This window comes from Pseudomonas sp. DD1, from assembly GCF_044510355.1.
In the GTDB taxonomy this organism is placed as follows: domain Bacteria; phylum Pseudomonadota; class Gammaproteobacteria; order Pseudomonadales; family Pseudomonadaceae; genus Aquipseudomonas; species Aquipseudomonas shahriarae.
This window is the reverse complement of the sequence record NZ_MSAJ01000038.1, coordinates 110,428-136,522: the sequence shown is the minus strand read 5'-3', so window position 1 is coordinate 136,522 and position 26,095 is coordinate 110,428. Positions and strand designations below refer to the sequence as shown.

Annotated in this window: 21 protein-coding genes; 8 read left to right on the top strand and 13 right to left on the bottom strand. The window is 60.9% G+C overall.

The genetic code is table 11. The features are described from left to right. The first annotated feature begins 6 nt into the window (after positions 1 to 6). The 4 genes from PSFL_RS25065 (at position 7) to aqpZ (ending at position 4,159) form a co-directional block, all read left to right on the top strand. The gene (locus PSFL_RS25065) at positions 7 to 810 is read left to right on the top strand and encodes an alpha/beta fold hydrolase (RefSeq protein ID WP_057958826.1); all 804 of its coding nucleotides are present in this window, start codon (positions 7 to 9) and stop codon (positions 808 to 810) included. A 3-nt stretch (positions 811 to 813) separates the two neighbouring features. Then, positions 814 to 1,377, top strand: a complete 564-nt coding sequence (locus tag PSFL_RS25060) for a peptidylprolyl isomerase (protein ID WP_057441236.1) — start codon at positions 814 to 816, stop codon at positions 1,375 to 1,377. Positions 1,378 to 1,460: 83 nt separating this feature from the next. Beyond that, a complete protein-coding gene (locus PSFL_RS25055; protein WP_057441238.1) occupies positions 1,461 to 3,293 on the top strand; it encodes an ABC transporter ATP-binding protein in 1,833 nt (610 codons plus the stop codon). A 164-nt stretch (positions 3,294 to 3,457) separates the two neighbouring features. Further along, entirely contained in the window at positions 3,458 to 4,159 is a 702-nt protein-coding gene (gene aqpZ / locus PSFL_RS25050; protein ID WP_057441240.1) for an aquaporin Z, read from the top strand. Positions 4,160 to 4,261: 102 nt separating this feature from the next. Here the strand turns inward: aqpZ and PSFL_RS25045 are convergent, their stop codons facing one another. The 7 genes from PSFL_RS25045 to aceK all read right to left on the bottom strand — a co-directional run bounded on the left by PSFL_RS25045 (position 4,262) and on the right by aceK (position 15,309). Then, positions 4,262 to 5,386, bottom strand: a complete 1,125-nt coding sequence (locus PSFL_RS25045) for a GNAT family N-acetyltransferase (RefSeq protein WP_170060460.1) — start codon at positions 5,384 to 5,386, stop codon at positions 4,262 to 4,264. Between the two features lie 165 nt (positions 5,387 to 5,551). Further along, positions 5,552 to 6,886 (bottom strand): OprO/OprP family phosphate-selective porin, encoded by a 1,335-nt coding sequence (locus tag PSFL_RS25040; RefSeq protein WP_057441247.1) that lies wholly within the window; start codon positions 6,884 to 6,886, stop codon positions 5,552 to 5,554. 336 nt (positions 6,887 to 7,222) lie between these two features. Further along, entirely contained in the window at positions 7,223 to 7,456 is a 234-nt protein-coding gene (locus PSFL_RS25035; protein WP_397470610.1) for an anti-sigma factor family protein, read from the bottom strand. Next, entirely contained in the window at positions 7,450 to 8,064 is a 615-nt protein-coding gene (locus PSFL_RS25030; RefSeq protein ID WP_057441254.1) for an RNA polymerase sigma factor, read from the bottom strand. The genes PSFL_RS25035 and PSFL_RS25030 overlap by 7 nt, the downstream gene beginning before the upstream one ends. 43 nt (positions 8,065 to 8,107) lie before the next feature. After that, the gene (locus PSFL_RS25025) at positions 8,108 to 9,229 is read right to left on the bottom strand and encodes a beta-ketoacyl-ACP synthase III (RefSeq protein ID WP_057958823.1); all 1,122 of its coding nucleotides are present in this window, start codon (positions 9,227 to 9,229) and stop codon (positions 8,108 to 8,110) included. 227 nt (positions 9,230 to 9,456) lie between these two features. After that, the gene (gene hrpA, locus PSFL_RS25020; RefSeq protein WP_057958822.1) at positions 9,457 to 13,368 is read right to left on the bottom strand and encodes an ATP-dependent RNA helicase HrpA; all 3,912 of its coding nucleotides are present in this window, start codon (positions 13,366 to 13,368) and stop codon (positions 9,457 to 9,459) included. A gap of 207 nt (positions 13,369 to 13,575) precedes the next feature. Further along, positions 13,576 to 15,309 carry a bifunctional isocitrate dehydrogenase kinase/phosphatase gene (gene aceK / locus PSFL_RS25015; RefSeq protein ID WP_057441325.1) on the bottom strand — a complete coding sequence of 578 codons (1,734 nt, stop codon included), beginning with the start codon at positions 15,307 to 15,309 and terminating at the stop codon, positions 13,576 to 13,578. A 226-nt stretch (positions 15,310 to 15,535) separates the two neighbouring features. Here aceK and PSFL_RS25010 point away from each other — a divergent pair, with 226 nt between their 5' ends. Then, positions 15,536 to 16,432 carry a DMT family transporter gene (locus tag PSFL_RS25010; RefSeq protein ID WP_120732165.1) on the top strand — a complete coding sequence of 299 codons (897 nt, stop codon included), beginning with the start codon at positions 15,536 to 15,538 and terminating at the stop codon, positions 16,430 to 16,432. 30 nt (positions 16,433 to 16,462) lie between these two features. On the opposite strand, the gene PSFL_RS25005 is transcribed toward PSFL_RS25010, so the two are convergent. From PSFL_RS25005 to cysK, 3 genes are all read right to left on the bottom strand, one after another. Further along, on the bottom strand, positions 16,463 to 17,323 hold the full coding sequence (locus PSFL_RS25005; RefSeq protein ID WP_198830781.1) for a DMT family transporter: 861 nt from the start codon (positions 17,321 to 17,323) through the stop codon (positions 16,463 to 16,465). Positions 17,324 to 18,012: 689 nt separating this feature from the next. Then, positions 18,013 to 18,951, bottom strand: a complete 939-nt coding sequence (locus PSFL_RS25000; protein ID WP_057441260.1) for an aspartyl/asparaginyl beta-hydroxylase domain-containing protein — start codon at positions 18,949 to 18,951, stop codon at positions 18,013 to 18,015. A gap of 205 nt (positions 18,952 to 19,156) precedes the next feature. Further along, positions 19,157 to 20,131, bottom strand: coding sequence for a cysteine synthase A (gene cysK, locus PSFL_RS24995; protein WP_397470609.1), 975 nt, complete (start codon positions 20,129 to 20,131; stop codon positions 19,157 to 19,159). A gap of 125 nt (positions 20,132 to 20,256) precedes the next feature. Between cysK and PSFL_RS24990 the strand changes: the two genes are divergently transcribed. The 3 genes from PSFL_RS24990 (at position 20,257) to PSFL_RS24980 (ending at position 23,486) form a co-directional block, all read left to right on the top strand. Beyond that, on the top strand, positions 20,257 to 21,333 hold the full coding sequence (locus PSFL_RS24990; RefSeq protein ID WP_397470608.1) for a DUF748 domain-containing protein: 1,077 nt from the start codon (positions 20,257 to 20,259) through the stop codon (positions 21,331 to 21,333). A gap of 117 nt (positions 21,334 to 21,450) precedes the next feature. After that, positions 21,451 to 22,296, top strand: coding sequence for a MoxR family ATPase (locus tag PSFL_RS24985; RefSeq protein WP_029292347.1), 846 nt, complete (start codon positions 21,451 to 21,453; stop codon positions 22,294 to 22,296). 11 nt (positions 22,297 to 22,307) lie between these two features. Then, on the top strand, positions 22,308 to 23,486 hold the full coding sequence (locus PSFL_RS24980) for a VWA domain-containing protein (protein WP_057441266.1): 1,179 nt from the start codon (positions 22,308 to 22,310) through the stop codon (positions 23,484 to 23,486). Positions 23,487 to 23,602: 116 nt separating this feature from the next. Here the strand turns inward: PSFL_RS24980 and PSFL_RS24975 are convergent, their stop codons facing one another. Genes PSFL_RS24975 through PSFL_RS24965 form a run of 3 tightly spaced genes read right to left on the bottom strand, consistent with a single transcriptional unit; the run spans position 23,603 to position 25,958 of the window. Then, positions 23,603 to 24,517: a biotin-dependent carboxyltransferase family protein gene (locus PSFL_RS24975; protein ID WP_057958817.1), complete on the bottom strand. Its 915-nt coding sequence runs from the start codon at positions 24,515 to 24,517 to the stop codon at positions 23,603 to 23,605. Beyond that, the gene (gene pxpB, locus PSFL_RS24970) at positions 24,514 to 25,218 is read right to left on the bottom strand and encodes a 5-oxoprolinase subunit PxpB (RefSeq protein ID WP_170045512.1); all 705 of its coding nucleotides are present in this window, start codon (positions 25,216 to 25,218) and stop codon (positions 24,514 to 24,516) included. Before pxpB ends, PSFL_RS24975 begins: the two co-directional genes overlap by 4 nt. Further along, positions 25,215 to 25,958 (bottom strand): 5-oxoprolinase subunit PxpA, encoded by a 744-nt coding sequence (locus tag PSFL_RS24965; protein ID WP_169989930.1) that lies wholly within the window; start codon positions 25,956 to 25,958, stop codon positions 25,215 to 25,217. Before PSFL_RS24965 ends, pxpB begins: the two co-directional genes overlap by 4 nt. Positions 25,959 to 26,095: the final 137 nt, after the last annotated feature.

The following is a 26,095-nucleotide window of genomic DNA, read 5'->3' as shown; positions in this document are numbered from 1 at the left end:
TCACCCATGGCCTATTTCGAACATGAAGGTTGCACCCTGCATTACGAGGAATATGGCCACGGCGTGCCACTGATCCTGATCCACGGCCTGGGCTCCAGTTGCCAGGATTGGGAACTGCAAATCCCCGTGTTGTCCCGACATTACCGCCTGGTGCTGCTGGATGTGCGCGGTCACGGACGCTCTGACAAACCCCGGGAGCGCTACAGCATCGCCGGCTTTACCGCAGACCTGGTGGCGTTGATCGAACACCTGCAACTGCCCGCTGCCCATGTGGTCGGCCTGTCGATGGGCGGGATGATCGCCTTTCAACTGGCGGTCGACCAACCGCAGTTGCTCAAGAGCCTGTGTATCGTCAACAGCGCGCCCGAGGTCAAGGTGCGCAGCGCCAATGACTATTGGCAATGGGCCAAGCGCTGGGGCCTGGCCCGCGTGCTCAGCTTGAATACCATCGGCAAGGCACTCGGCGACCGGTTGTTCCCCAAACCCGCACAGGCCGACCTGCGGCGCAAAATGCGCGAACGCTGGGCAAGAAACGACAAACGTGCTTACCTCGCCAGCTTCGATGCCATTGTGGGCTGGGGCGTACAGGAACGACTCTGCAGAATCGCCTGTCCAACCCTGGTCATCAGCGCCGACCACGACTACACCCCAGTGGCGCAAAAAGAAATCTATGTAAAACTGCTGCCTGATGCGCGGTTGGTGGTGATCGAGGATTCGCGTCACGCGACACCGCTGGACCAACCCGAAACCTTCAACACAACCCTGCTCGATTTTCTCAAGACAGTCGAAACCACTTCCCAGGATCACTGACCCATGCTGAAAAAAATCGCCGTTTTTGCCGGTTCTGTTCTGTTTGCTGCCAACCTGATGGCGGCCACGCCGGCCAAGGCACCACACGTATTGATCTCCACCACCAATGGCGACATCGAAATCGAACTGGATCCGGTCAAGGCGCCGATCAGTACCGAGAACTTCCTGTCCTACGTCGACAAGGGCTTCTACACCAACACCATTTTTCATCGGGTGATCCCGGGTTTTATGGTGCAAGGTGGCGGGTTCACCCAGCAGATGTCGCAAAAGCCTACTGAAGCGCCGATCAAGAACGAAGCCAGCAACGGCTTGCATAACGTGCGCGGCACCTTGTCCATGGCCCGCACCAGCAATCCGAACTCGGCCACCAGCCAGTTCTTTATCAACGTGGCCGACAACGCCTTCCTCGACCCAGGCCGCGATGCGGGCTACGCGGTGTTCGCCAAAGTGGTCAAGGGCATGGACGTGGTCGATATCATCGTCAACTCGCAAACCACTACCAAACAAGGCATGCAAAACGTGCCTATCGACCCTGTCCTGATCAAGTCGGCCAAGCGCATCGACTAAGGTTCACAGGGAGTTGCGCGCGCCGCCCACAAGGCCGCGCGCGTCTTTAACAAGGAGAGCCCGCCCGGCGGGCGTCAGACCTAATGCTCTATCGTCGTTTTGAACAACTGATCGACATCTTCCGCGACGCTCCCAGCGCGGCACCTCCGGATAAAGTCCTACCCTTCTACCTCTATTACCTGCGCCAGGTGTGGCCGTGTTTTGCCGCGCTGTTGGTGGTGGGCCTGATCGGCGCGCTGATTGAAGTGGCGCTGTTCAGCTACCTGAGCCGCATCATCGACCTGGCCCAAGGCACGCCGCCGGCCAACTTCTTCCAGATCCACGCCACCGAGTTGATCTGGATGGCCGTGGTTGCCTTGCTGCTGCGCCCGATCTTCGGTGCCCTGCACGATTTGCTGGTGCACCAGACCATCAGCCCCGGCATGACCAGCCTGATCCGCTGGCAGAACCACAGCTATGTGCTCAAGCAGAGCCTGAACTTCTTCCAGAACGACTTCGCCGGGCGTATTGCCCAGCGCATCATGCAGACCGGCAACTCGCTGCGCGACTCGGCCGTGGCCGCCGTCGATGCCATCTGGCACGTAGCAATCTACGCCATCAGCTCCCTGGTGCTGTTCGCCGAAGCCGACTGGCGCCTGATGATCCCGCTGGTCACCTGGATCATCGCCTACAGCCTGGCCCTGCGCTACTTCGTGCCACGGGTCAAGGAACGCTCGGTCATCTCGTCCGAGGCGCGCTCCAAATTGATGGGCCGCATCGTTGATGGCTACACCAATATCACCACCTTGAAGCTGTTCGCCCACACCCAGTCCGAACAGGAGTACGCCAAGGAAGCGATCATCGAGCAGACCGAAAAAACCCAGCTGGCCAGCCGCGTGGTCACCAGCATGGACGTGGTCATCACCACCATGAACGGCCTGCTGATCGTCACCACCACCGGCCTGGCCCTGTGGCTGTGGACGCAGTCGCTGATCTCGGTCGGTGCCATTGCCCTGGCCACCGGCCTGGTGATCCGCATCGTCAACATGTCCGGCTGGATCATGTGGGTGGTCAACGGCATTTTCGAGAACATCGGCATGGTCCAGGACGGCCTGAAAACCATCGCCCAGCCGCTGGCGGTGATCGACCGCGAAAACGCCCCGCGCCTGAGCGTGCCCCACGGCGAAGTGCGCTTCGAACAGGTCGACTTCCACTATGGCAAGAGCAGCGGCATCATCGGTGGCCTGAACCTGGTCATCAAACCGGGGGAGAAAATCGGCCTGATTGGCCCGTCCGGTGCCGGCAAATCGACCCTGGTCAACCTGCTGCTGCGCCTCTACGACCTGCAAGGCGGACGCATCCTGATCGACGGCCAGAACATCGCCGAAGTGGCCCAGGAAAGCCTGCGCGAACGCATCGGCATGATTACCCAGGACACCTCGCTGCTGCACCGCTCGATCCGCGACAACTTGCTGTATGGCAAGCCCGATGCCACTGACCAAGAGCTCTGGGACGCGATCCGCAAGGCCCGCGCCGACGAATTTATCCCGCTGCTGTCGGACGCCGAGGGCCGGATTGGCCTGGATGCCCACGTCGGTGAGCGCGGGGTGAAACTCTCCGGCGGGCAACGCCAGCGCATCGCTATCGCCCGGGTCCTGCTCAAGGACGCACCGATCCTGATCATGGACGAAGCCACCTCGGCCCTGGACTCGGAAGTGGAAGCGGCCATCCAGGAAAGCCTGGAAACCCTGATGCAAGGCAAGACGGTGATCGCCATCGCTCACCGCCTGTCCACGATTGCCCGAATGGACAGGTTGGTGGTCCTGGAAAAAGGCCAGATCGCCGAGAGTGGCAGCCATGCCCAGTTGCTGGCACATGGCGGCCTGTACTCGCGATTGTGGCAGCACCAGACCGGAGGTTTCGTAGGTATCGACTGATTTCGGACTACTAACGGCGCTATCAATTCCGAACAATTCTGACAGTTTTTTCTATCTTGCTGGCCGTGTATCACAATCCTGCTGTACTGCAATCAGGGTCCAGGAGGGCCCTGACATCAGACTGCAGGGAAGCATCACACCCGTTGATTTAGAAGGACGCGTTCATGTCTCTGTTCAGACGTTCCGTTACGGAAGGGTTGGGTACGTTTTGGCTGGTGTTGGGTGGCTGCGGGAGTGCCGTTCTGGCCGCAGCCTTCCCGGATGTCGGAATCGGCCTGCTGGGTGTATCGCTGGCCTTCGGGCTTACCGTGTTGACCATGGCATTTGCCATTGGCCATATCAGCGGCTGTCACCTCAACCCGGCAGTCACCGTGGGCTTGGTGGTCGGCGGCAGGTTTGCGGCCAAGGAGATGCCTGCGTATATCGTCGCGCAAGTCATTGGCGGCGTGGTGGCGGCGGCCTTGCTGTACTTCATCGCCAGCGGCAAACCGGGTTTCGAACTGGCGGCGGGGCTGGCATCCAATGGTTACGGTGAACATTCGCCGGGCGGCTATTCAATGGCGGCGGGGTTTGTCACTGAACTGGTGATGACCGCGATGTTCGTGCTGATCATCCTCGGCGCCACCGACCGTCGTGCGCCTGCTGGCCTGGCGCCCATCGCCATTGGCCTGGGGCTGACGCTGATCCACCTGATCTCCATTCCGGTCACCAACACCTCGGTCAACCCGGCCCGCAGCACCGGCCCTGCGCTGATTGTCGGCGGGTGGGCAATCCAGCAACTGTGGCTGTTCTGGCTGGCGCCGATCCTTGGCGCGGTGATCGGTGGCATCACCTACCGTTGGTTGGGCAAGGAAGAAAAGGCCTGATCCAACCGCGATGCACCTTGTAGACGCTGGCTTGCCGGCGATAACGGACTCCCTGCCAGCACATCATGGGCAGATACACCGTCATCGCCGGCAAGCTGGCTCCTACACCTGTCGATAAGGCAACGCCAAACGCGCCTCCTCGGCATACGCCAGAATCCCCACCCGCTCGCGCTCCAGGAAATCCGCCACGGCGGTTTTCAAGCCTGGATGGCGCAAGTAGTGCCAGGAATGGGTAATCACCGGCTCAAACCCACGAATCAACTTGTGCTCGCCCTGGGCCCCGGCGTCGAAACGCTGCAGGCCATTGGCGATCGCGTAGTCCATGCCTTGATAGAAGCAGGTCTCGAAATGCAGCCGGTCGAATTCGCCCAGGCAGCCCCAATAGCGGCCATATAGGCTGTCGCCCCCCACCAGGCTGAACGCCATGGCCACCGGCCGCGCCCCTTGCTTGGCCAGCACCACCCGTATCGCCTGCGGCATGCGCTCGGCCAGCAGGCTGAAAAACGCGCGAGTCAGGTACGGCGACTGCCGGCGCACGGCGTAGGTGTTGGCGTAGCAGGCGTAGACAAAATCCCACTGGGCCTCGCTCAGCTCATGGCCTTGCAGCCACTCGAACTCGATGCCCTGCCCCGCGACCTGTTCGCGCTCCTTGCGCATCTGTTTGCGTTTGCGCGAACTCAGGGCGTCAAGGAAGTCCTGGAAGTCGCGATAACTGCGGTTCTGCCAGTGGAACTGGCAACCCAGACGCGCAAGCCAACCGGGTTGCTGGCCCAGGGCGGCATCGGCCAGGGCATCGGTGAAGTTGATATGGGCACTGGAAAGCCCTTCGATTTCCAGGTAACCAGGCAGGCTCTGGAGCAACTCCAGGCCGTCCGCACCATTGGCCACCAGCAAGCGCGGCCCGCTGACCGGGCTGAAAGGCACTGCTGTCAGCAGTTTGGGGTAGTACTCGATGCCCGCGCGTGCGCAAGCGTCAGCCCAGCCATGGTCGAACACGTATTCGCCATAGGAGTGCCATTTGCGGTAGCTGGGCAGCGCCGCCACCAGCCGCTCTCCCTCGTAATGCAGCAAGTGCTCCGGCTGCCAGCCAGAATGCCGGCCAAGGCTGGCACTGTCTTCCAGCGCACTGAGGAAGGCATGGCGCAGAAACGGCTGATCCTCGGGGACCAACGCGTTCCATTCATCAGGCGATACTTCGGACAGGCTATTCAAACGTTTCAACGGCATGCCATTCCCCGACGGTAAACGCTCGCTCACAATATTCAGGCCATTCTGACAGAACCCGCCGCCCGCGCGGGCAGCAAAAAAAAACCCCGCCAATCGGCGGGGTAAAAAAGAGGATCGCGCTTTAACGGATGAAGAAAGAGCGCGTTGGAGCGGTATGACCGTTGCTTAGAACACGTACTGCACACGACCGACGATGGAATCACCGCTGTCATCGCCATTGGCGTTGGTGATCTTGTCGGTGCTGACCTTGCTGTAGTTCAGGGACAGCTTGACCGCTTCGTTGGCGTACCAGTTCACACCCAGGGTGTTGACGTTGGCCTTGGCATCGCCGGTTTCGCGGGTAGCGCTGCTGACGACGATGTTTTTGTCGTCAACCTTGATGTTGTCGTAGCGGTAGAACACTTCCCAGGCGCCGTACTGCTTGTTCTCAGGCTTGATGGCGTCGAACTTGCCGCCGTCGAGCTTGTAGGCACGGGATTCGCCGGTCAGGGTGTAGGCCAGTTGGCCGTAGAAACCGCTGGTTTTCACGTCCTGGTAGGCATTGCTGTCAGCTTTCATCTTGCGGCTCAGGGCTTCAGCCTGCACCGAGAATGGACCGCTGGCGAAGGCAAATTCACCCCCGAATACCGTGTCGGTATCGTAGGCGCCAACCGCAGTCAGGTTGCTGGCGTTCAGGCCCACACCACCGCCGAAGGTCGCGCGGTTGCCGTTGGAGCCGGCATCGTTACCACCGGTAGTTGCTACACCACGGGCGCCGAGACGCGGACGGATCCGCGAGTCGAAGGCGGCGTCGTTCAGGTCACGTGCCGCCAGGTTCAAGCCGAAGTGCAGGACGTTGCCGCCTTTGTTCATCGGTGCCAACACGATACGGCCGTTGAATTGCTTAACGCCCTTGCCGTCTTCGTCGTTGATGTCCTTGGAAGCCAGGCTGGCGGAGCCGTAGAACATATCAGCCGCAGTGCCGCTGACCTGGATGCCCATGCCGTTTTCGTGGGTGTTGACCCAGTCTGCAACCTCGTAAGCCGAGTTACGCTCCATGGCGGTGATCCACTTGGAGCTGGTGGCTTTTTCCAGACCGAAATCCGGGTCAAAGCGACCGACGCGGATGGTCACCGGCTTGAAGCCCACATAGGACATGGACGCTTCGTCGAAGTAACCGTCGTCGGAGTTACCCGAGTTGTGGGAGAAGTCGTAGTTAAGCTGGTATTTGAAATCCTTGTAGACGGTGCCACCCAGTTCCAGGAAGGCGCGACGGAAGTATGCAGCGTCGCCCGAGTCACCGTTCTTGGTGTAGAAGCCGTCAAATGTGCCGTAATCGGCTTGCAAGCGACCACCCAGCTTGAAGCTGAAGTTCTGGTCGGTGGTAGCAACCTCAAGGCCGCCCTTGGTTTTGACAACGATATCGGCGCCGTCAGTAGTGACAGTACCAGCGAAAGCCTGGGCGGTAACGGCCAGGGCCAGGGCGCTGGCCGCGAAACCGGCGAAGTGCTTACGGATCATCGAAGAATTCCCCTAATTGGTGGTCTTTTGCGTTGGAAAACACACGGGTTCTGGCCCGCTGGTGTTGGGAGGGGATCTTGGCGAGGGGATATTTCAGACAAGTTGCCGCAAGATAAATATTTTATTACAGGGGAACTTTCTTACAACCACCGGGAATAAGCGCAACGCTACGGCCGGCGTGGGTTTGAGCAGAAAAAGTACGAGAAATGCCAGGTGAAAAAAAGGTGAAAAAAACTTACAAACCTGCAATGTTTTTCACCGAAAGGCTTTTCAGCGACGTAAAAAAGCCCACGACAATGACGTCGCAGGCCTTGGGAAGCGCAGACAGCTCTGGGGTCAGGAGTTGCGTTTACGCTCCGAAGCCAGGCGTTCAGCCAACGCCTCGGCATCGCTCACCGGCGGTTCGGGCAGGAGGCGCAAGGTGGCCTGCATCAGGCGCATCTGGCGAATGAAGCGCCGGCAATTGGCACAAAACATCAAGTGATGGCGCATCAACAGGCGCTCACGAAAGGTCAGTTGCCCATCGAGAAGATCGCTGGAGCGCGCCACTTGTTCTTTGCAGGTCAACATTCGCCGGTTTCCTCGAAATGCTCCACCGTAGCGAAGACTTTAAGCCGCGCCCGGTGCAGCAGTACACGCACATTGGAGAGCGAGATCTGTAGAAGATTACAAATCTCCTCCAGCTCCAGCCCCTGGCGCTCGCGCAACAGCAGCACGCTGCTTTGCAGCTCGGAAAGGCTCAGCAAGGTGTGCTCCAGACACTCACGCAGCTCGTTTTCGGTGAGCAGCGCCTCGGGAGTGTCCTGGTGCCAGGCAAAGGGCGCGATCAGCCAATGCTCATCGCCGGCGGCAAAGCGCTCATCGCCGATGGTGCCGTGGGGCGACGGCAGGTCGTCCAGCAACACCTCGCGACGGTTCTGCTTGTAGCGCCCCTTGGCCGAGTTGGCGGTGATGGTCAGCAGCCAGGTCTTGAGGCTGGAACGCCCCTCAAACCGGGCAAGGCTGCGCACCACCGAGAGCCAGGCGTCCTGCACCACCTCGTCGGCATGGCGCTGGCCAACGATGGCGTAGGCCACTGCACGCATCGCACTCTGGTAGGTGGTGACCAACTCCTTGTAGGCCTGCTGCTCACCCTTGAGCAGGCGTTCAAGCAGGTGCGCGTCGTCGGCTGCTGCCATTCAAAACCTCATTGTGCAAGACGTGACCGCAGTTGCCTGGCTCTTAGCGCTTGCGCAGGATCACGCTGCCAATCGAATACCCGGCGCCAAACGAGCTGAGTACCGCCAGCGCGCCCTTGGGCAGGTCGTCCTGGTAGGTGTGGAACGCAATCACCGAACCTGCCGAACTGGTGTTGGCGTAGGTATCGAGAATCACCGGCGCTTCTTCGATCTCGGCTTCACGGCCCAGCAGCTTCTTGACGATCAGATGGTTCATGCTCAGGTTGGCCTGGTGCAGCCAGAAGCGTTTCACATCGGTAACGCTCAACTGGTTTTCCGTCAGGTGCTGGCCGATCAATTCGGCAACCATCGGGCAGACATCACGGAAGACTTTGCGGCCTTCTTGCACGAAAAGCTTGTCGGGTGCACCAATCCCCTCTTCCGCCGCGCGGTTGAGGAAGCCGAAATTGTTGCGAATGGTGTTGGAAAACTTGGTCAGCAACTTGGTGCTCACCACGTCGAACTGGTGCTCGGACGTCGCCAGGTCGGCACGTTCCAGAATCACCGCAGTCGCCGCGTCGCCAAAGATAAAGTGGCTGTCACGGTCACGGAAGTTCAGGTGGCCGGTGCAGATCTCCGGGTTGACCATCAGGATCGCCCGGGCCTGGCCCAGCTGGATGCTGTTGCAGGCGTTCTGGATACCGAAAGTCGCCGAAGAACACGCCACGTTCATGTCAAAACCAAAACCCTGGATGCCCAGGGCTTCCTGGACTTCGATGGCAATGGCCGGATAGGCGCGTTGCAGGTTGGAGCAGGCGACGATCACCCCGTCGATATCGGCGGCGGTCTTGCCGGCACGCTGCAGGGCTTGCTCGGCGGCGCCCACGGCCATCTGGCAGAGGATCGACCACTCGTCGTTGGAGCGCTCCGGCAGGCGGGGGGTCATGCGCTTGGGGTCGAGGATGCCGTCCTTGTCCATGACAAAACGGCTCTTGATACCCGAAGCCTTTTCGATAAAGGCGGCGCTGGATTCGGTCAACGCCTGAACGTCGCCCTGCTCGATGGCCACGGCGTTGTCGGCATTGAACTGTTGAACGTAAGCATTGAAAGACTGCACCAGCTCTTCGTTGGAGATGCTGTTGGCCGGGGTGTACAGGCCTGTGCCGCTGATGACGACGTTATGCACGGTCGTTCCTCTAAATCTGTTCAGGCAGAAGGGATTGGTACCTTCGTACCAAACCGTAAGTCGCTCTAGTCCGCCGCGCGGACATCAAACGGGGAAACGCTTTGTCCCGGCGCGTCGAGGCTGATACAGCCAATCTAGACGATCCCGGCATTTATAGCGGCGAAGTTTGCCATAAACCGGGGGGGTTTGGCGCCTGTCACGCGCACACCCGCCCCCGGCACTACAGGTCAAGGTTCGACCTGGCTCCACTGTTTGCTCAAGCGCTTATCGGAAATCGGTGCCTTGGTGCCCAACTGCTGGGCAAACAACGACACCCGGTATTCCTCCAGCCACCAGCGGTAAAGCGCCAGCTGCGGATCGCGCTTGCCTTCCTGGGTGTGCTTGTTCAGGCGCGTCTGGTACTGGCTCCACAGACCACTCAACTCGCTGCTCCAGACCCGGTCCTTCTGCACTTGGCTGGGCAGTTTTTCCAGGCGTAGCTCGATGGCCTTGAGATAGCGCGGCAGTTCCTTGAACCACTGCGCCGGGGTTTCGCGCACAAAGCCCGGGTACACCAGATTGCTTAGTTGCTGCTTGATATCGTTGAGTGCCACGGCCTGGGCCAGGTCGATCTTGCCCTTGAAACGTTTTTGCAGGCCATGCCACAGCTTCAATACTTCCAGGGTCAGGCGCGCCAGGCGTTCAGCGTGCTCGGTCCAGCTACCACGCTTGCGCTCGGCCAGGGCTGCCAGGCCCGCGCCATCCCGGGGCAGGCTGGCCTCGCCTTCCAGCACGCAGGTGTCGAGGCTGGCCAGCAAAATGTCTTCCACCAGGGCGTCGATACGTCCCAGCTCGCGGTACATCAGCCCCAGCTCGGTAAGGCCCGGCAGCTTGCCGCGCAGGAATTTTGCCGGCTCGGCCAATTGCTGCATCAACAAGCGCTGCAAGGCGCGGCGATGCTGGAACTCGGCTTCGGCGGCCGTGGAGAAACGTCCTTCCTTGACCGTGCCGTTTTCTTCTACCAGCGCCGGATACACCGTCATCGACAGGCCCGCAATCTTCTGCTGGGTAGTTTCGGCAACCGCCGCGAAGACCTTGGCCTCCACCGGCTGCTGGCTTTTGGCAGTTTGCGGCACTGCCAGGGCGGCCTGGCTGGCTTCGACAAACCGCGCAGTCAGCGCTGCCAGGTCGCGGCCCTCACCGAGGAACTTGCCCTGAGCATCGACCACTTCCAGGTTCATCTTCAGGTGGTTTTCCACCTGCTGCGCGGCTTCGCTCCAGGCTTCGTCGCTGACCCGCGCGCCGGTCATGCGCAACAGCTCACGCCCCAGCGCCTGGGGCAGCGAGCCCTGGGCAAATTCGATCCGTTGCAGCGCGGCCTTGACGAAGTCCGGCACCGGCACGAAGTTCTTGCGCAGGGCCTTGGGCAGGTTGCGCACCAGGGCAATGCACTTGGCTTCGATCAGCCCGGGCACCAGCCACTCCAGACGCTCGGCGGGCAAGGCCGGCAACAGCGGTGCGGGCACGCGCAAGGTCACACCGTCGCGCGGGTGGTTGGGTTCAAAGTGATAACTCAAGGCCAGGGCCAGGTCGCCCAGGTGCAAGGTGTCGGGGTAATGGGCGGCGGTGACTTCACTGGCTTCGCGGGCCAGCACGTCTTCTTCGCGCATGATCAGCAGTTGCGGGTCTTTCTGGCTGGTGATCTTGTACCAACTGTCGAAGGTCGCCGTCTGGTGGATCTCTGCCGGCAGGCGCGCGTCGTAGAAGGCGTACAGGGTTTCTTCGTCAGCCAGGATATCGCGGCGCCGGGCCTTGGCTTCCAGTTCGTCCAATTGCTCCAGCAGCTGTTGATTGGCAGTCAGGCACTTGGCCCGGGACTGGATCTCGCCACGCACCAGGCCTTCGCGGATAAACAGCTCGCGGGACACCACGGGGTCCACCGGCCCGTAATGCACGGGCCGGCGCCCCACCACTATCAGGCCGAACAGGGTGATCTGTTCAAAGGCCACGACCTGGCCGCGCTTCTTCTCCCAGTGGGGTTCGAAGTGGTTTTTCTTGATCAGGTGCCCGGCCAATGGCTCGATCCAGTCGGCATCAATCTTGGCCACCATGCGCGCATACAGCTTTGTGGTTTCCACCAGTTCGGCGGTCATCAACCATTGCGGGCGCTTCTTGCCGATGCCCGATGACGGATGAATCCAGAAACGCCGCTGGCGGGCGCCGAGGTAGTCGCCGTCTTCGGTTTTCTGGCCGATCTGGCTCAACAGGCCGGACAGCACCGCCTTGTGCAGTTTCGCGAAGTCCGCCGGTTCCTTGTTGACCGTCAGCTGCATATCACGGCAGATCAGGCTCAACTGGCGATGGGAGTCACGCCACTCACGCAGGCGCAGGTAATTGAGGAAGTTCTTGCGGCACCAGTTGCGCAGCGGGCTGGCGGTCAGTTCCTGGCGCTGCTCTTCAAAGCCGCGCCACAGATTGACCAGCCCGGCGAAGTCCGAATCGGGATCCTTCCATTGCGCGTGGGCCTGGTCGGCCGCTTGCTGGCGCTCCGGCGGGCGCTCGCGCGGGTCCTGGATCGACATGGCACTGGCGACGATCAGCACTTCCTGCAAACTGCCGAGCTTGGCCGCTTCCAACAGCATGCGGCCCATGCGCGGGTCCACCGGCAGGCGCGCCAGTTGCCGGCCCAGGGGTGTCAGCTGGCTGTTACGGTCCACCGCCGAGAGTTCCTGCAGCAGGTTGAAGCCATCGCTGATGGCCTTGCCATCCGGCGGCTCGATAAACGGGAAGTCGGTGATTTCACCCAGGCGCAGGTGCAGCATCTGCAGGATCACCGCCGCCAGGTTAGTGCGCAGGATCTCCGGGTCGGTAAATTCCGGGCGCCCGATAAAATCTTCTTCGCTGAACAGGCGCACGCAAATGCCCGGCTCGACCCGACCGCAGCGGCCCTTGCGCTGGTTGGCGCTGGCCTGGGAAATCGCCTCGATCGGCAGGCGCTGGACCTTGGCCCGGTAGCTGTAGCGGCTGATGCGTGCGGTGCCGCTGTCGATCACATAGCGGATGCCCGGCACGGTCAGCGAGGTTTCCGCGACGTTGGTTGCCAGCACCACGCGCCGCCCCGGATGGGACTGGAAAATACGCTGCTGCTCGGCCGGCGACAGGCGCGCGTACAACGGCAGGATTTCCGTGTGCTTGAGCTGGGCCTTGCGCAGCATATCGGCGGCATCGCGGATCTCGCGCTCACCGGGCAGGAACACCAGCACATCGCCTGGGCTCTTGCGCTCGCTGCGTTCAAAGGCGGCGATTTCATCGAGGGTGGCAAGGATCGCCTGGTCCACGGTCAAGTCGTCTTCGACGCGGTTGCCTTCCTCGTCCTGCTCCAGGGTCAGCGGGCGATACCAGGTTTCCACCGGGAACGTGCGCCCGGAGACCTCGACAATCGGCGCATCGTCGAAGTGCTTGGAAAAACGCTCCAGGTCGATGGTCGCCGAGGTGATGATGACTTTCAGGTCCGGGCGGCGTGGCAGCAGGGTCTTCAGGTAACCAAGCAGGAAGTCGATGTTCAGGCTGCGCTCGTGGGCTTCGTCGACGATGATTGTGTCGTAGCGCTCGAGGTATCGGTCGTTCTGGGTTTCGGCCAGCAGGATGCCGTCGGTCATCAGCTTGATCAGGGTGTTGGCGTCGCTCTGGTCCTCGAACCGCACCTGATAGCCCACCAGCGCCCCCAGCGGGGTGGCCAACTCTTCCGCGACCCGGCTCGCCACACTGCGCGCGGCGATCCGCCGGGGCTGGGTATGGCCGATCAAGCCGTACTGGCCGCGACCGATTTCCAGGCAGATCTTCGGCAACTGCGTGGTTTTACCCGAGCCGGTTTCGCCCGCGATGATCAGCACCTGATGCTTGAGCAACGCCGCCTTGATCTCGTCGCGCTTGGCGGCGATGGGCAGGCTGTCGTCATAGCGGACCTGCGGCACGCTGGCCGCGCGCGCCGTGACCTGGGCACAGGACGCCTGCATGCGCGCCACCCACTGCGCCAGCTTCTCCTCATCGGGCTTCTTGCGCAGCTCAAGCAACTGCCGACGCAAGCGGTGGCGGTCGGCGAGCATGGCGTGATCGAGGTTTTTCAGGAGTTGGTCGATAGCGGGCGCTTGGTCAGTCATCAGGTACTTTGAAGGTCGTCTATTTATGCACGGCCGGCAATTGTGGCAGAAAAGCGCACACAACGTTAAAGGCCGCGTAAATCACGCGTGGGAGCTGTCGAGCCCCGGCGAGGCTGCGATGACGGCGGCACGGCCAACATCAATGCTGCCAGGCCCAGCGCTATCGCAGCCTCGCCGGGGCTCGACAGCTCCCACAGGGTTTAGCGCCTATTCGTTATCCAGGCCCTTGCGCCGATACGGGAACACATCAATCACCTTCCCCGCCCGAATCGCCTCCTGCAGGCCTTTCCAGTAGTCGGCGTTGTACAACTCGCCGTGCAGCTCATCGAACAAACGCCGTTGCCCGGCATCGGCAAACAGAAATGGCGGGAACTCCTCGGGGAACACGTCCAGCGGGCCGATTGAGTACCAGGGCTCGGAGGCCATTTCATCTTCCGGGGTACGCGGTGCCGGGATATGGCGGAAGTTGGCTTCGGTGAGGAAGCAGATCTCGTCGTAGTCGTAGAACACCACGCGACCATGACGGGTGACGCCAAAGTTTTTCAGCAGCATGTCGCCGGGAAAGATATTCGCCGCCGCCAGTTGCTTGATGGCCAGGCCGTAGTCTTCGAGGGCTTCGCGCACCTGGGCCTCGTTGGCGTTCTCCAGGTAGAGGTTGAGCGGGGTCATGCGCCGCTCGGTCCAGCAGTGACGAATCAGTACCGTATCGCCTTCCACCTCGACTGTGCCGGCAGCCACTTCCAGCAATTCGGCCAGGCATTCAGGCTCGAATTTGCTCAAGGGGAAACGGAAGTCGGCAAACTCCTGGGTGTCGGCCATGCGCCCGACCCGGTCGACACTTTTCACCAGGCGGTACTTCTCGATCACCGTGGCGCGGTTGACGTTTTTCGATGGTGAGAAACGGTCCTTGATGATTTTGAACACCGTGTTGAAACCCGGCAGGGTGAACACGCTCATGACCATCCCGCGCACGCCCGGGGCCATGATGAACTGGTCATCGGTGCTGGCCAGGTGGTTGATCAGCGCCCGGTAGAACTCCGACTTGCCGTGTTTGTAGAAGCCGATGGAGGTGTACAGCTCGGCGATGTGCTTGCCCGGCAGGATGCGTTTGAGAAAGCCGATGAATTCCGCCGGCACCGGCACATCCACCATGAAATAGGAGCGGGTGAACGAGAAGATGATCGACACATCGGCTTCATCGGTGATCAGCGCGTCGATGCGGATACCCTGCCCTTCGCGGTGCAGCAGCGGAATTACCAGCGGCCACTGTTCATCGCGGGTGTAGAGGCGGCCCACCAGGTACGCGCCCTTGTTGCGATAGAGCACCGAGGAAAACAGCTCGACGTTGAGGTCCGGATCCTTGCACACCCAGTCCGGCAGGTTCTCGCGCAGTTGTGCTTCCAGGCGCTGCAGGTCGGCGGGCAGGTCGGCGTAGGGCTCGCTGAAGCGGTAGTCGCTGAAGATCTGCTCGAGCATGCCCGCCAGTTGGCCCTGGGGCTTGTAGGTACGGGTTTGCGCAGCACGGGCGCGGCGCAGGCTCGGGCGGGTGGTATGGATGAACATGCAGCCGTCGCTGATCAGGTCGTGGCTGAACAGCCCGCAAAAGATCGAGTTGTACCAGGTCTCGGACAGCTCATCGTCAAACCGCAGGTCGATCAGGCTGATATAGGCACTCTTGACCAGGGGCCAGGACTGGATATCCAGCAGCGCGCCCTCGTCGAAGGTAGCCCGCAAACGCGTGGTGACTTCGCCGACCTTCTCTTCATACAGGTTGATCCGCGCCGCCGAGGCCGTTTGCGCCTCTTGCCACTGGGCCTTTTCAAAACGCTCACGGGCGCCGTCGGTGATCTGGCGAAAGTGTTCGCGGTAATCGTCGAAGCCATCGAGGATCATCTGGGCGATGGACTGCGCGGTGTCGATGGCAGACGTTTGCTGCGGCATGTCGGAGACCTCTGCGGGCATTCGGAAGACCTGAGATTAGCCAGTGTCCGCAGCCAGGAGAAGTACAATTTTTGCTGGGAGCTGTGTCCCGGATAGAGGGGCTTCAAACCCGGGCCGTGCACCTCAGTGGCAGGGTGACGCGCTTTATTGTGCAGTGGATACGTAAAAGATTGTGTCAGGCAGTCCCCTGGGCAACACTCTCGCCCTGGTTAAGAAGGAGTTGTCCGTGAGACCTGTCGACACCCTGTACCTGCTGGTACTGGCCGCCATCTGGGGCGCGAGCTTTTTGTTCATGCGAATCATCGCACCGGAAATCGGTACGCTGCCCACGGCGTTTTTCCGCGTTTCGATAGCCGCCGCCGGCCTGCTGGTGATCCTGGCCCTACTGCGGGTGCGCTGGGACTTCCAGGGCAAGTTCAAGACCGTGCTGTTGCTGGGGGTGATCAACTCGGGCATTCCCGCCACCATGTATTCGGTGGCGGCCCAGGTCTTGCCGGCGGGTTACTCGGCGATTTTCAATGCGACGACGCCGTTGATGGGGGTGTTGATTGGCGGGCTGTTTTTCCATGAACGGCTGACCCCCTCGAAGATCGCCGGGGTGTGCCTGGGGCTGTTCGGCGTAGGCATCCTGACGCGGGCCGGGCCGGTGGCATTTGACCTGGAACTGCTGATGGGCGCCCTCGCCTGCCTGCTGGCCACCACCTGCTACGGCTTCGCCGGCTTCCTGGCGCGCCGCTGGCTGGATCAACAGGGTGGCCTGGACAGCCGCCTTTCAGCACTGGGCAGCATGCTCGGCGCCACATTGTTTCTCTTACCCTGGTTTGGCTGGAACGCCATCAGCCATCCGCCGGCCAGTTGGGGCGGCTGGAATGTGTGGTTGTCGTTGCTGGGCCTGGGGCTGCTGTGTACGGCGTTCGCCTACATCTTGTACTTCCGTTTGCTGACCTCCATCGGGCCAGTGAAGTCGATGACGGTCACCTTCATGATTCCGCCATTCGGCGTGTTGTGGGGGGCGTTGCTGCTGGATGAGCCATTGTCCATGGCGCACCTGTATGGCGGGATGTTGATCGCGGGGGCATTGTGGCTGGTGCTGCGGCCGGGGAAATTGATCAAAGCTGTGTAGGAGCCGGCTTTCGGCTCCTACACAGGGTTATCACGCTTTACGGAAGACGAATACCAACCCAATGATGATCAAACCCATCCCCAGCACGCTCAGCACTGCCAGCCGATTGCCGAAGATCAGGTAGTCCATCACCGCAGTGACTGCCGGCACCAGGTAGAACAGGCTGGTGACATTCACCAGGTTACCCCGTGCAATCAGGCGGTACAGCAGCAGCGTCGCCAACACAGACACCACCAGCCCCATCCACAGCACCGGCAGGTAGAAGCCGCTGTTGTGCTCGAAAGCAAAGGGCTGGAACGGCACGAACACTGCGCACAGCAACAAGCCCGCCAGGTACTGCACCGGCAAAGTGCCCAATGGGTTATCGGTGATGCGCTTTTGCATGATCGAGCCCAGGGTCATGCTCGCCAGCGCCAGCAAACCAAACAGCATGCCGGCCAGGGACATGCCGGCCAGACCGATGCCCTGGTACACCACCATGATCAGGCCCGCCAACCCCAACGCCAGGCCGAACATCCGGCGCCATGAACGCTGGCGCTCCATCAGCACCACGGTGAGGATCGGTTGCACACCCATGATGGTCGCCATCACGCCGGGGGTGACCTTCAGGTCCAGGGCCAGCAGATAAAAAATCTGATAGGCCCCCAATAGCACCAGCCCGGTGGCCGCCGCATACCACAGCGGTTTGCCCGTGCGCGGCAACTGCAGCTTGAGGATCGGCACCAGCAGCACCAGACCCGCCAGGGCAATGGCAAAGCGGATCAACAGGAAGGCAAAGGGTGACGCATGGGCCAGGCCCAACTTGGAGAAAATCGCCCCGCTGCTCCACAGCAGGACAAACAGGCTCGTCGAGGCCGCCGCGGCCACGGATTGTTTCGAAATAACAGACATAAGAACACCTGTAGTCAGGCAAAAAGCCAACTCAGCCAAGGCTGAAATTCAGTAGGTTCGGTACAGGCGGGCAACGGGGAACAGCGGTCTGCTGATCAGCCCGAAACGCCAACGCCCGGCGGTGATACGACTGCGTACACCGGCGTGCTACTGACAGGTGGGGGGTAATGACTGATCTGCACAGGCTGCTGATTCCCGCACGGCACGACCGCAGCGTTGACCGCTGAATCGACTACCGCTATGCATGGGGATGCAGGCATGGGCTGATCTTTTTTGAAGGGATGAAAGGTGCTGCGAAACACCTGGCGCCGACTATAACCAGCCGGCGACACGCTTTGCAATGGCTTTGCCAAAAGGCCAGTAAGGACACGTTGAGAAACCACCTCTAGCCTTGGGAAAAACCAACGCACTCCACTTAAGGAGACTTTCGACGCATGACCGCCAATGCCAAAAACACGCGGCGCCTTGCGATACCAGCTCTACCGATCCAAAGCCTTACGCCTTGCTACTGCATCGACGCATCTCCCCTCTATCAAAACCTGGGCTTTGACTTCGATTCACGGGGCAGGCTTGTGATAGCGGTAGAGAACAAATAGCTTCGAAAACATGTTCAATTAATGATCAATTGTGGAGGCTGCATGGGAGAACGTATAAAAAAACCGCTCATACGAGCGGTTTTTTTGAACCCATCAGCCAAATAACCAATACACCAACGCCACAACCACCACCGCCGCCAACACCGGCCGCATGATGCGATAGGCTTTGGGATGCTTGCGCTTCCACTGCTTGACCACCCCACTGAAGCGATCGCTGAAGCTCTTGCTCCAGGCGTAGGCCTGGTTGATCCCGCCCACACGCTCGTCATCCAGGTTCTGTGGCGCGGTTGCACGGCCTAGCTGGGCACTGACCCAACGGTTGATGCGGGTCATCAGCCGGTTGCTCAGTGGTCGCTCGATATCACAGAACAGAATCACCCGGGTCTTCTCGGTTTCGTTCTTTACCCAGTGCACGTAGGTTTCGTCGAACATCACGTCTTCGCCATCACGCCAGGCGTAGATCTGGCCATCGACGAAAATGCGGCAGTCGTCGGAATTGGGTGTCGACAACCCCAAGTGATAGCGCAGGGAGCCGGCGAACGGATCGCGATGGGGGTTGAGGTGGCTGCCACCGGGCAACAGCGCAAACATGGCGCCCTTGACGTTGGGAATGCTGCTGACCAGGGCCACGGTTTTCGGGCACAGCAGCTCGGCCGACGGCAGCGGTTTGTCGTACCACTTGAGGTAGAAGCGCTTCCAGCCTTTCTTGAAGAACGAGCCAAAACCGGCATCGTTGTTCTTCTCGGCGGCGCGGATATAGCCTTCGTCGAACAGGTGCATGGCCTCGTCGCGAATCACTTCCCAGTTGTCCTTGAGCACATCCAGCTCGGGGAACTTGCTGCGGTCCAGGTAGGGCTTGGACGGCACCGCCGAGAAGATGTACATCAAGGCGTTATACGGGGCGAACAACGCCGAATGGTTGACGAACTGGCGCAGCACCGGCAAACGTGCCTTGCCGCGCAAATGCACGTACAGCGTACTGCCGATAAACAGCAACAGCACCGACAGCTTGGCGGCCAAAGAAAAGGTCATGCAGCAACTCCTGGAAATAGCCTCCCGGCAGCGGGAAACCAGACATAGCAGCCGGCCATGATAAACACTCCGGGCCGGAGGAAAAACCCGCGTTATCCAACAATCCGTTTTAAGGGGCCCGCGGCGAGCAATCAATTATGCATATGAGGCATAAAACCGGGCTGATATGGATCAACCCGATTTCGGTACACCGACACCCGCAACCTCAGGCCTGGTTTTCCTGATCGGTGAACAGATCGCTGAACAGCATGCTCGACAGGTAGCGCTCACCGGAGTCCGGCAGGATCACCACGATGGTCTTGCCCTGCATTTCCGGTTTTTCGGCCAGACGCACCGCCACCGCCATGGCCGCGCCACAGGAAATCCCGCACAGGATGCCTTCTTCCTGCATCAACCGCAGGGCCATGGCCTTGGATTCGTCGTCACTGACCAGCTCCACCCGGTCCACCATCGACAGATCAAGGTTCTTCGGCACAAAACCCGCGCCAATCCCCTGGATCTTGTGGGGGCTGGGCTTGATCTCTTCGCCAGCCAGCGCCTGGGTAATCACCGGCGAGCTGATGGGCTCCACCGCCACCGAGAGGATCGGCTTGCCTGCAGTGTTCTTGATGTAGCGCGATACACCCGTGAGGGTCCCGCCCGTGCCAACGCCTGCCACCAGCACATCCACCGCGCCATCGGTGTCGTTCCAGATTTCCGGGCCGGTGGTTTTTTCGTGGATGGCCGGGTTGGCCGGGTTGTCGAACTGGGCCGGCATGAAATAGGTCGCCGGGGCGCTGGCAAGGATTTCACTGGCTTTCTCGATGGCGCCTTTCATGCCCTTGGCCGGCTCGGTCAGCACCAGTTCGGCACCCAGGGCCTTGAGCACCTTGCGCCGCTCGATACTCATGGACGCGGGCATGGTCAGCAACAATTTGTAGCCACGGGCCGCGGCGACAAAGGCCAGGCCAATCCCGGTGTTGCCTGAGGTCGGCTCGACGATGGTCATGCCCGGCTTGAGTTTGCCGCTGCTTTCCGCGTCCCAGATCATGTTCGCGCCGATCCGGCACTTCACCGAATACCCAGGGTTACGCCCTTCGATCTTGGCCAGGATGGTCACGCCACGGGGCGCGATACGGTTGATCTGAACCAGGGGCGTGTTACCGATGGAGTGCGCGTTGTCTGCAAAAATGCGGCTCATGGCGGGGTCCTTTAGGCGGTTTTCAGGAAGGCAACAAGGGTATGCCTCGTACTCCAAGGCGTCCAGTCGAGGAACGTTGACGCTGCCTGTGTAGTCAATCGCCTATACACAGGGAGGAACAACCTATGAAGCGTCGCTACAGTTGGCCGATATGGACGGTCGCCGGGCTGGTGGTCGTGCTGGTGGCACTGGATATCGCCCTGCCCTACCTGGTGCGCAACTACCTCAATGAAAAACTCGCCGACATGGGCGACTACCGTGGCCAGGTGACCGATGTCGACCTGGCCCTGTGGCGCGGCGCGTACCGGATCAATGGCCTGCAGATCGTCAAAGTCGATGGCAAGGTGCCCGTGCCGTTCGTCAAGGCGCCAGTGATCGACCTGTCGGTCAGTTGGCATTCCTTATGGTACAACCACGCGGTGGTGGCCGAAGTGCAATTCGTCAAGCCGGAACTCAACTTCGTCGACGGCGGCGCCAACAAACAGGCGTCCCAGACCGGTCGCGGCACCGATTGGCGCGCCCAACTGGGCAAGCTGCTGCCCATTACCCTCAACGAAGTGCGGATCGACGACGGCAAGATCGCCTTCCACAATTTCAGCTCCAAGCCGCCGGTCAATATGGGCGCCACCCAGGTCAATGCCAGCTTCTACAACCTGACCAACGTGGTGGACGTCGAAGGCAAGCGCGATGCGCGCTTTGACGGCAAGGCCCTGTTACTGGGGCATGCGCCGCTGGAAGCCAGCGCGACCTTCGACCCGCTGAGCAATTTTGAAGACTTCGAGTTCCGCTTGCGCGCCCGTGATATCCAGCTCAAGCGCATGAACGACTTCGCCTCGGCCTACGGCAAGTTCGACTTCAATGCCGGCACCGGCGACGTGGTGATTGAAGCCCAGGCTGAAAAAGCCCAATTGACCGGCTATATCAAACCGCTGCTGCGGGATGTGGAGGTGTTTGACTGGCAACAGGACGTGGAGAACCAGGACAAGGGGATTTTCCGCTCGATCTGGGAAGCCGTGGTCGGTGCCAGCGAAACCGTGCTGAAGAACCAGAGCAAAAACCAGTTCGCCACCCGGGTGGAACTCAGCGGCAGCGTTCACCAGCAAGATATCAGCGCGTTCCAGGCGTTTTTGCAGATTTTGCGCAATGGTTTCGTCCAGGCGTTCAACGCCCGCTACGAACAACCCAAACCCAGTGCGGAGTGACCCTGGCGTGACTGGTCATTCAGAGACTGAATAACCCGTCTGCGTTCACAGTCACCGGGGCTGCGCGCTATAGTCGCAGGCATGCTGACTACCGGCGTCATGTTCGAGGATTGAGAAATGAAGTTCGAAGGCACCCAGGCCTACGTTGCCACCGATGACCTGAAACTGGCTGTCAACGCTGCCATCACGCTGGAGCGTCCGCTGCTGGTCAAGGGCGAGCCGGGCACCGGCAAGACCATGCTTGCCGAACAACTGGCCGAATCGTTTGGCGCGCGGTTGATCACCTGGCACATCAAGTCCACCACCAAGGCGCACCAGGGCCTGTATGAATACGATGCGGTCAGCCGCCTGCGCGACTCGCAGCTGGGCGTGGACAAGGTCCACGACGTGCGCAACTACCTGAAGAAAGGCAAGCTGTGGGAGGCTTTCGAGTCCGAGGAGCGGGTGATCCTGCTGATCGACGAGATCGACAAGGCCGATATCGAGTTCCCCAACGACCTGCTGCAAGAACTCGACAAGATGGAGTTCTACGTCTACGAAATCGACGAGACCATCAAGGCCAAGAAGCGCCCGATCATCATCATTACCTCCAACAACGAGAAAGAGCTGCCGGACGCGTTCCTGCGTCGCTGCTTCTTCCATTACATCGCCTTCCCCGACCGCACCACCCTGCAGAAAATCGTCGACGTGCATTACCCCGACATCAAGAAAGACCTGGTCAGCGAAGCGCTGGACGTGTTCTTCGACGTGCGCAAGGTACCCGGCCTGAAGAAAAAGCCCTCCACCTCCGAGCTGGTGGACTGGCTCAAGCTGCTGATGGCCGACAACATCGGCGAGGCGGTGCTGCGCGAGCGTGATCCAACCAAGGCCATCCCGCCCCTGGCCGGCGCCCTGGTGAAAAACGAGCAAGATGTGCAACTGCTTGAGCGCCTGGCGTTCATGAGCCGTCGCGGCACTCGATAAGGGCTTTTGCCATGCTGCTCAACCTGTTCAATGAAATGCGTGCAGCCAAGGTGCCGGTCTCGGTACGTGAGCTGCTGGACCTGATCAACGCCCTGAAACAACGGGTGACCTTCGCTGACATGGACGAGTTCTATTACTTGTCCCGGGCGATCCTGGTGAAGGACGAACGCCACTTCGACAAGTTCGATCGGGCTTTCGGCGCCTACTTCAATGGCCTGGAGAAACTCGACGACCACTTGCAGGCATTGATTCCCGAAGACTGGTTGCGCAAGGAGTTCGAGCGTTCGCTGAGCGATGAAGAGCGCGCGCAGATTCAATCCCTGGGCGGCCTGGACAAGCTGATCGAAGAGTTCAAGAAACGCCTGGAGGAACAGAAGGAGCGCCACGCCGGCGGCAACAAGTGGATCGGTACTGGCGGCACCAGCCCGTTCGGTTCCGGCGGCTTCAACCCCGAGGGCATTCGCGTGGGCGATGCCGGCAAGCGCCAGGGCAAGGCGGTCAAGGTCTGGGACCAGCGCGAGTACAAGAACCTCGATGACTCGGTGGAACTGGGCACACGCAATATCAAGGTGGCCCTGCGCCGCCTGCGCAAGTTTGCGCGCCAGGGTGCAGCCGAAGAGCTGGATATCGACGGCACCATCGACCACACCGCCCGTGACGCCGGCCTGCTGAATATCCAGATGCGCCCGGAACGGCGCAACACGGTCAAGCTGCTGTTGCTGTTCGACATCGGCGGCTCGATGGATGCCCACGTCAAGACTTGCGAAGAGCTGTTCTCGGCCTGCAAGACCGAGTTCAAGCACCTGGAGTACTTCTACTTCCACAACTTCATTTATGAATCGGTGTGGAAGAACAACATGCGCCGCACTTCCGAGCGCACCTCGACCCAGGACCTGCTGCACAAGTACGGCGCCGACTATAAGGTGATCTTTATCGGCGACGCGGCCATGGCCCCCTACGAAATCACCCAGGCCGGTGGCAGCGTGGAGCACTGGAACGAAGAGCCGGGGTATGTGTGGATGCAGCGGTTCATGGAGAAGTACAAGAAGCTGATCTGGATTAATCCGTACCCGAAAGACACCTGGGGCTATACCTCGTCGACCAATATCGTGCGGGATTTGATTGAGGACCAGATGTATCCGTTGACCTTGCGCGGGCTTGAAGAGGGGATGCGGTTTCTCTCCAAGTAGGGGGTGGATTCACCGCCACTATCGCAGGCAAGCCAGCTCCCACATTCAGCATGCATTCACATATTTTGCTTTGTGAATGCAGTCCAAATGTGGGAGCTGGCTTGCCTGCGATGCCTTTAGCGATTCGTAAATCGCTGCAAATAGCTCAGATGCTCGCGATGCGCCGTCTCCTGCATCACCGGCGCCAGCCTCACCTTCTCCCCCGGCAGACACTGGGCCAGGCGCGCCAACGCCAATGGCGTCAACGCGCCCAATCGCGGATAGCCGCCAATGGTCTGGCGATCATTGAGCAATACAATCGGCTGCCCATCCGGCGGGACCTGGATCGCACCCAACGGGATGCCTTCGGAGATCAGCGACGGTCCCTGATACGCCAACGGCGTGCCCAGCAGGCGCATGCCCATGCGGTCGGCGCGGCTGTCCAGGGTCCATTCGGTATTGAAGGCATCGAACAGGCTCTGGCCACTGAACTGGCCGATCTGCGCGCCGAGGATCACGTCCAAGGGCGCGGTAGATTGCAACCGCTCAACCGGCAACTCACGCAACTCACTGCCGGTACCGGAATACACCAGGGACCCACCTTCAGCCAGGGCCCGGCCAAAACCGTCCAGCCCGCCCAGGGCTTCGCGCCCGACACTGGCACAACTGCCCAGCACCTTGGGCGCGTCAAACCCGCCTGGCGCCGCCAGGTAAGCCCGTGCACCGCGGTGGGGTTGGGTGAAGCGCAAGCGCTGGCCTTTTTGCAGAATGAAACTGCGGCCTGGGCTGATGGCGCGCTCGTCGATGTACGCGCCCAGGTCCGCGCCGGCCAGGGCCAGCACGCAAAGCTCCTCGGCCTGCACGGTAAAACCGCCCAGGGTGATTTCCACCACCGGCGCATCCAGCGAATTGCCCAGCAGCCAGTTGGCCCAGGACATCGACACCCAATCCAGCGCGCCGCCCTGGGTCACGCCCAGATGCCGCACACCAAAACGCCCGGCATCCTGCAACAAGCACAGCGCGGTGCTGGCCTCGATCAACAAGCGGCTCATACCTGGGCCTCCAAGGGCGTGTCATCGCCACCCAGGTTGATAAATTCAGCACGCCCGATGGCTTCGAAACGCACACTGTCGCCCGGCTGCATCAGGCTGTAGCCGTCGCGCTCGCGGTCGAACAATTTGGCCGGGGTGCGCCCGATCAGGTTCCAGCCACCCGGGGATTCCACCGGATAGGCTGCGGTCTGGCGCTCGGCAATGCCGACGCTGCCCGCCGCCACCCGTTTACGCGGGGTACCCAGACGCGGCGCCGCGAGTTGCTCTTCCACCAGCCCCATAAAGGCAAAACCGGGGGCAAAACCAAGGGCGAAGACCTGGTATTGATGCTGGCTGTGGCGGCGAATCACCTCGTTGACCGCAAGCCCGCTGCGCTGGGCGAGCAAGGTCAGCTCAGGGCCGACGCTGAGGTCGTACCACACCGGCAAGACATGACACTGCCCGCTGCCCTGGGCCTGCGGCTGCAAGCCCGTGAGGGCCTGATTGATCAGTTCCCGCGCCTGTGCCGGACTCAGCGCCAGCAGGTCGTAATGCACCATCAGGGTCGTGTAGGAAGGCACCAGGTCCACCAGCGCCGCGCCAAACCCCTCGCGCAGGCGGCGCGTGGCAGCGAGCATCCAGGGCATGTTGTCTTCGGCGATCACGTCAAACAGGCGCACCATCAGGCAGTCGATGGCTACCACTTCAATCCGTGGGTTCATGCTGGCGTCAACGCCTGGCGAATACGCTGCACCGCCGCCACCGAGCTGGCGTTATCGCCATGCACGCAGAGGGTGTTGGCCTGCAACAGCAAGGGGCTGCCATCGCTGGCAACCAGGGTTTCGCCACGGGCAATGGTCAAGGCCTGCTCGAGAATGACCTGCGCATCGTGATGCACAGCACCCGGCAACTGCCGCGAGACCAGGTGCCCGGCGTTGTCATAGGCGCGGTCGGCGAAGGCTTCGAACCACAGGGTCACGCCGTACTCATCCCCCAAGGCCTGGGCGGCGCTGTTGTCACGAGTGGCCATCAGCATCAAGGGCAGGCTGGCGTCATACGCCGCCACGGCCTGGATCACTGCACGCAGTTGCGCAGGCTTGGCCATCATGTCGTTGTACATCGCACCATGGGGTTTGACGTAGCTGACCCGGCCACCCTGGGCCCGGCAAATACCATCGAGGGCACCGATCTGGTAGTGCAGCAGGTCCTGGATTTCCTGAGGTGCATAGGCCATGGAGCGCCGGCCAAAACCTGCCAGGTCCTGATACGCCGGGTGCGCACCGATCTGCACGCCATGCTGCAACGCCAGGGCGACGGTCTTGCGCATGATGCTCGGGTCGCCGGCGTGGAAGCCGCAGGCGATATTGGCGCAATCAATGAATGGCATGACCTCGGCATCCAGACCCATGGTCCAGGCGCCAAAACTTTCGCCGATGTCGCAGTTCAATAGCAGGCGGCTCACGGTGAAGACTCCTGTAGGCTTTATTTTTTTGTAGTGTGGGATCTTTTACCAAGATCTCGCAACGATGTTGTCCTGAGCCCCGACGACGCTTATCGTGAGACAGCCCGATTTTTGGCGCGCAGCCCCTGTTGCGTCCA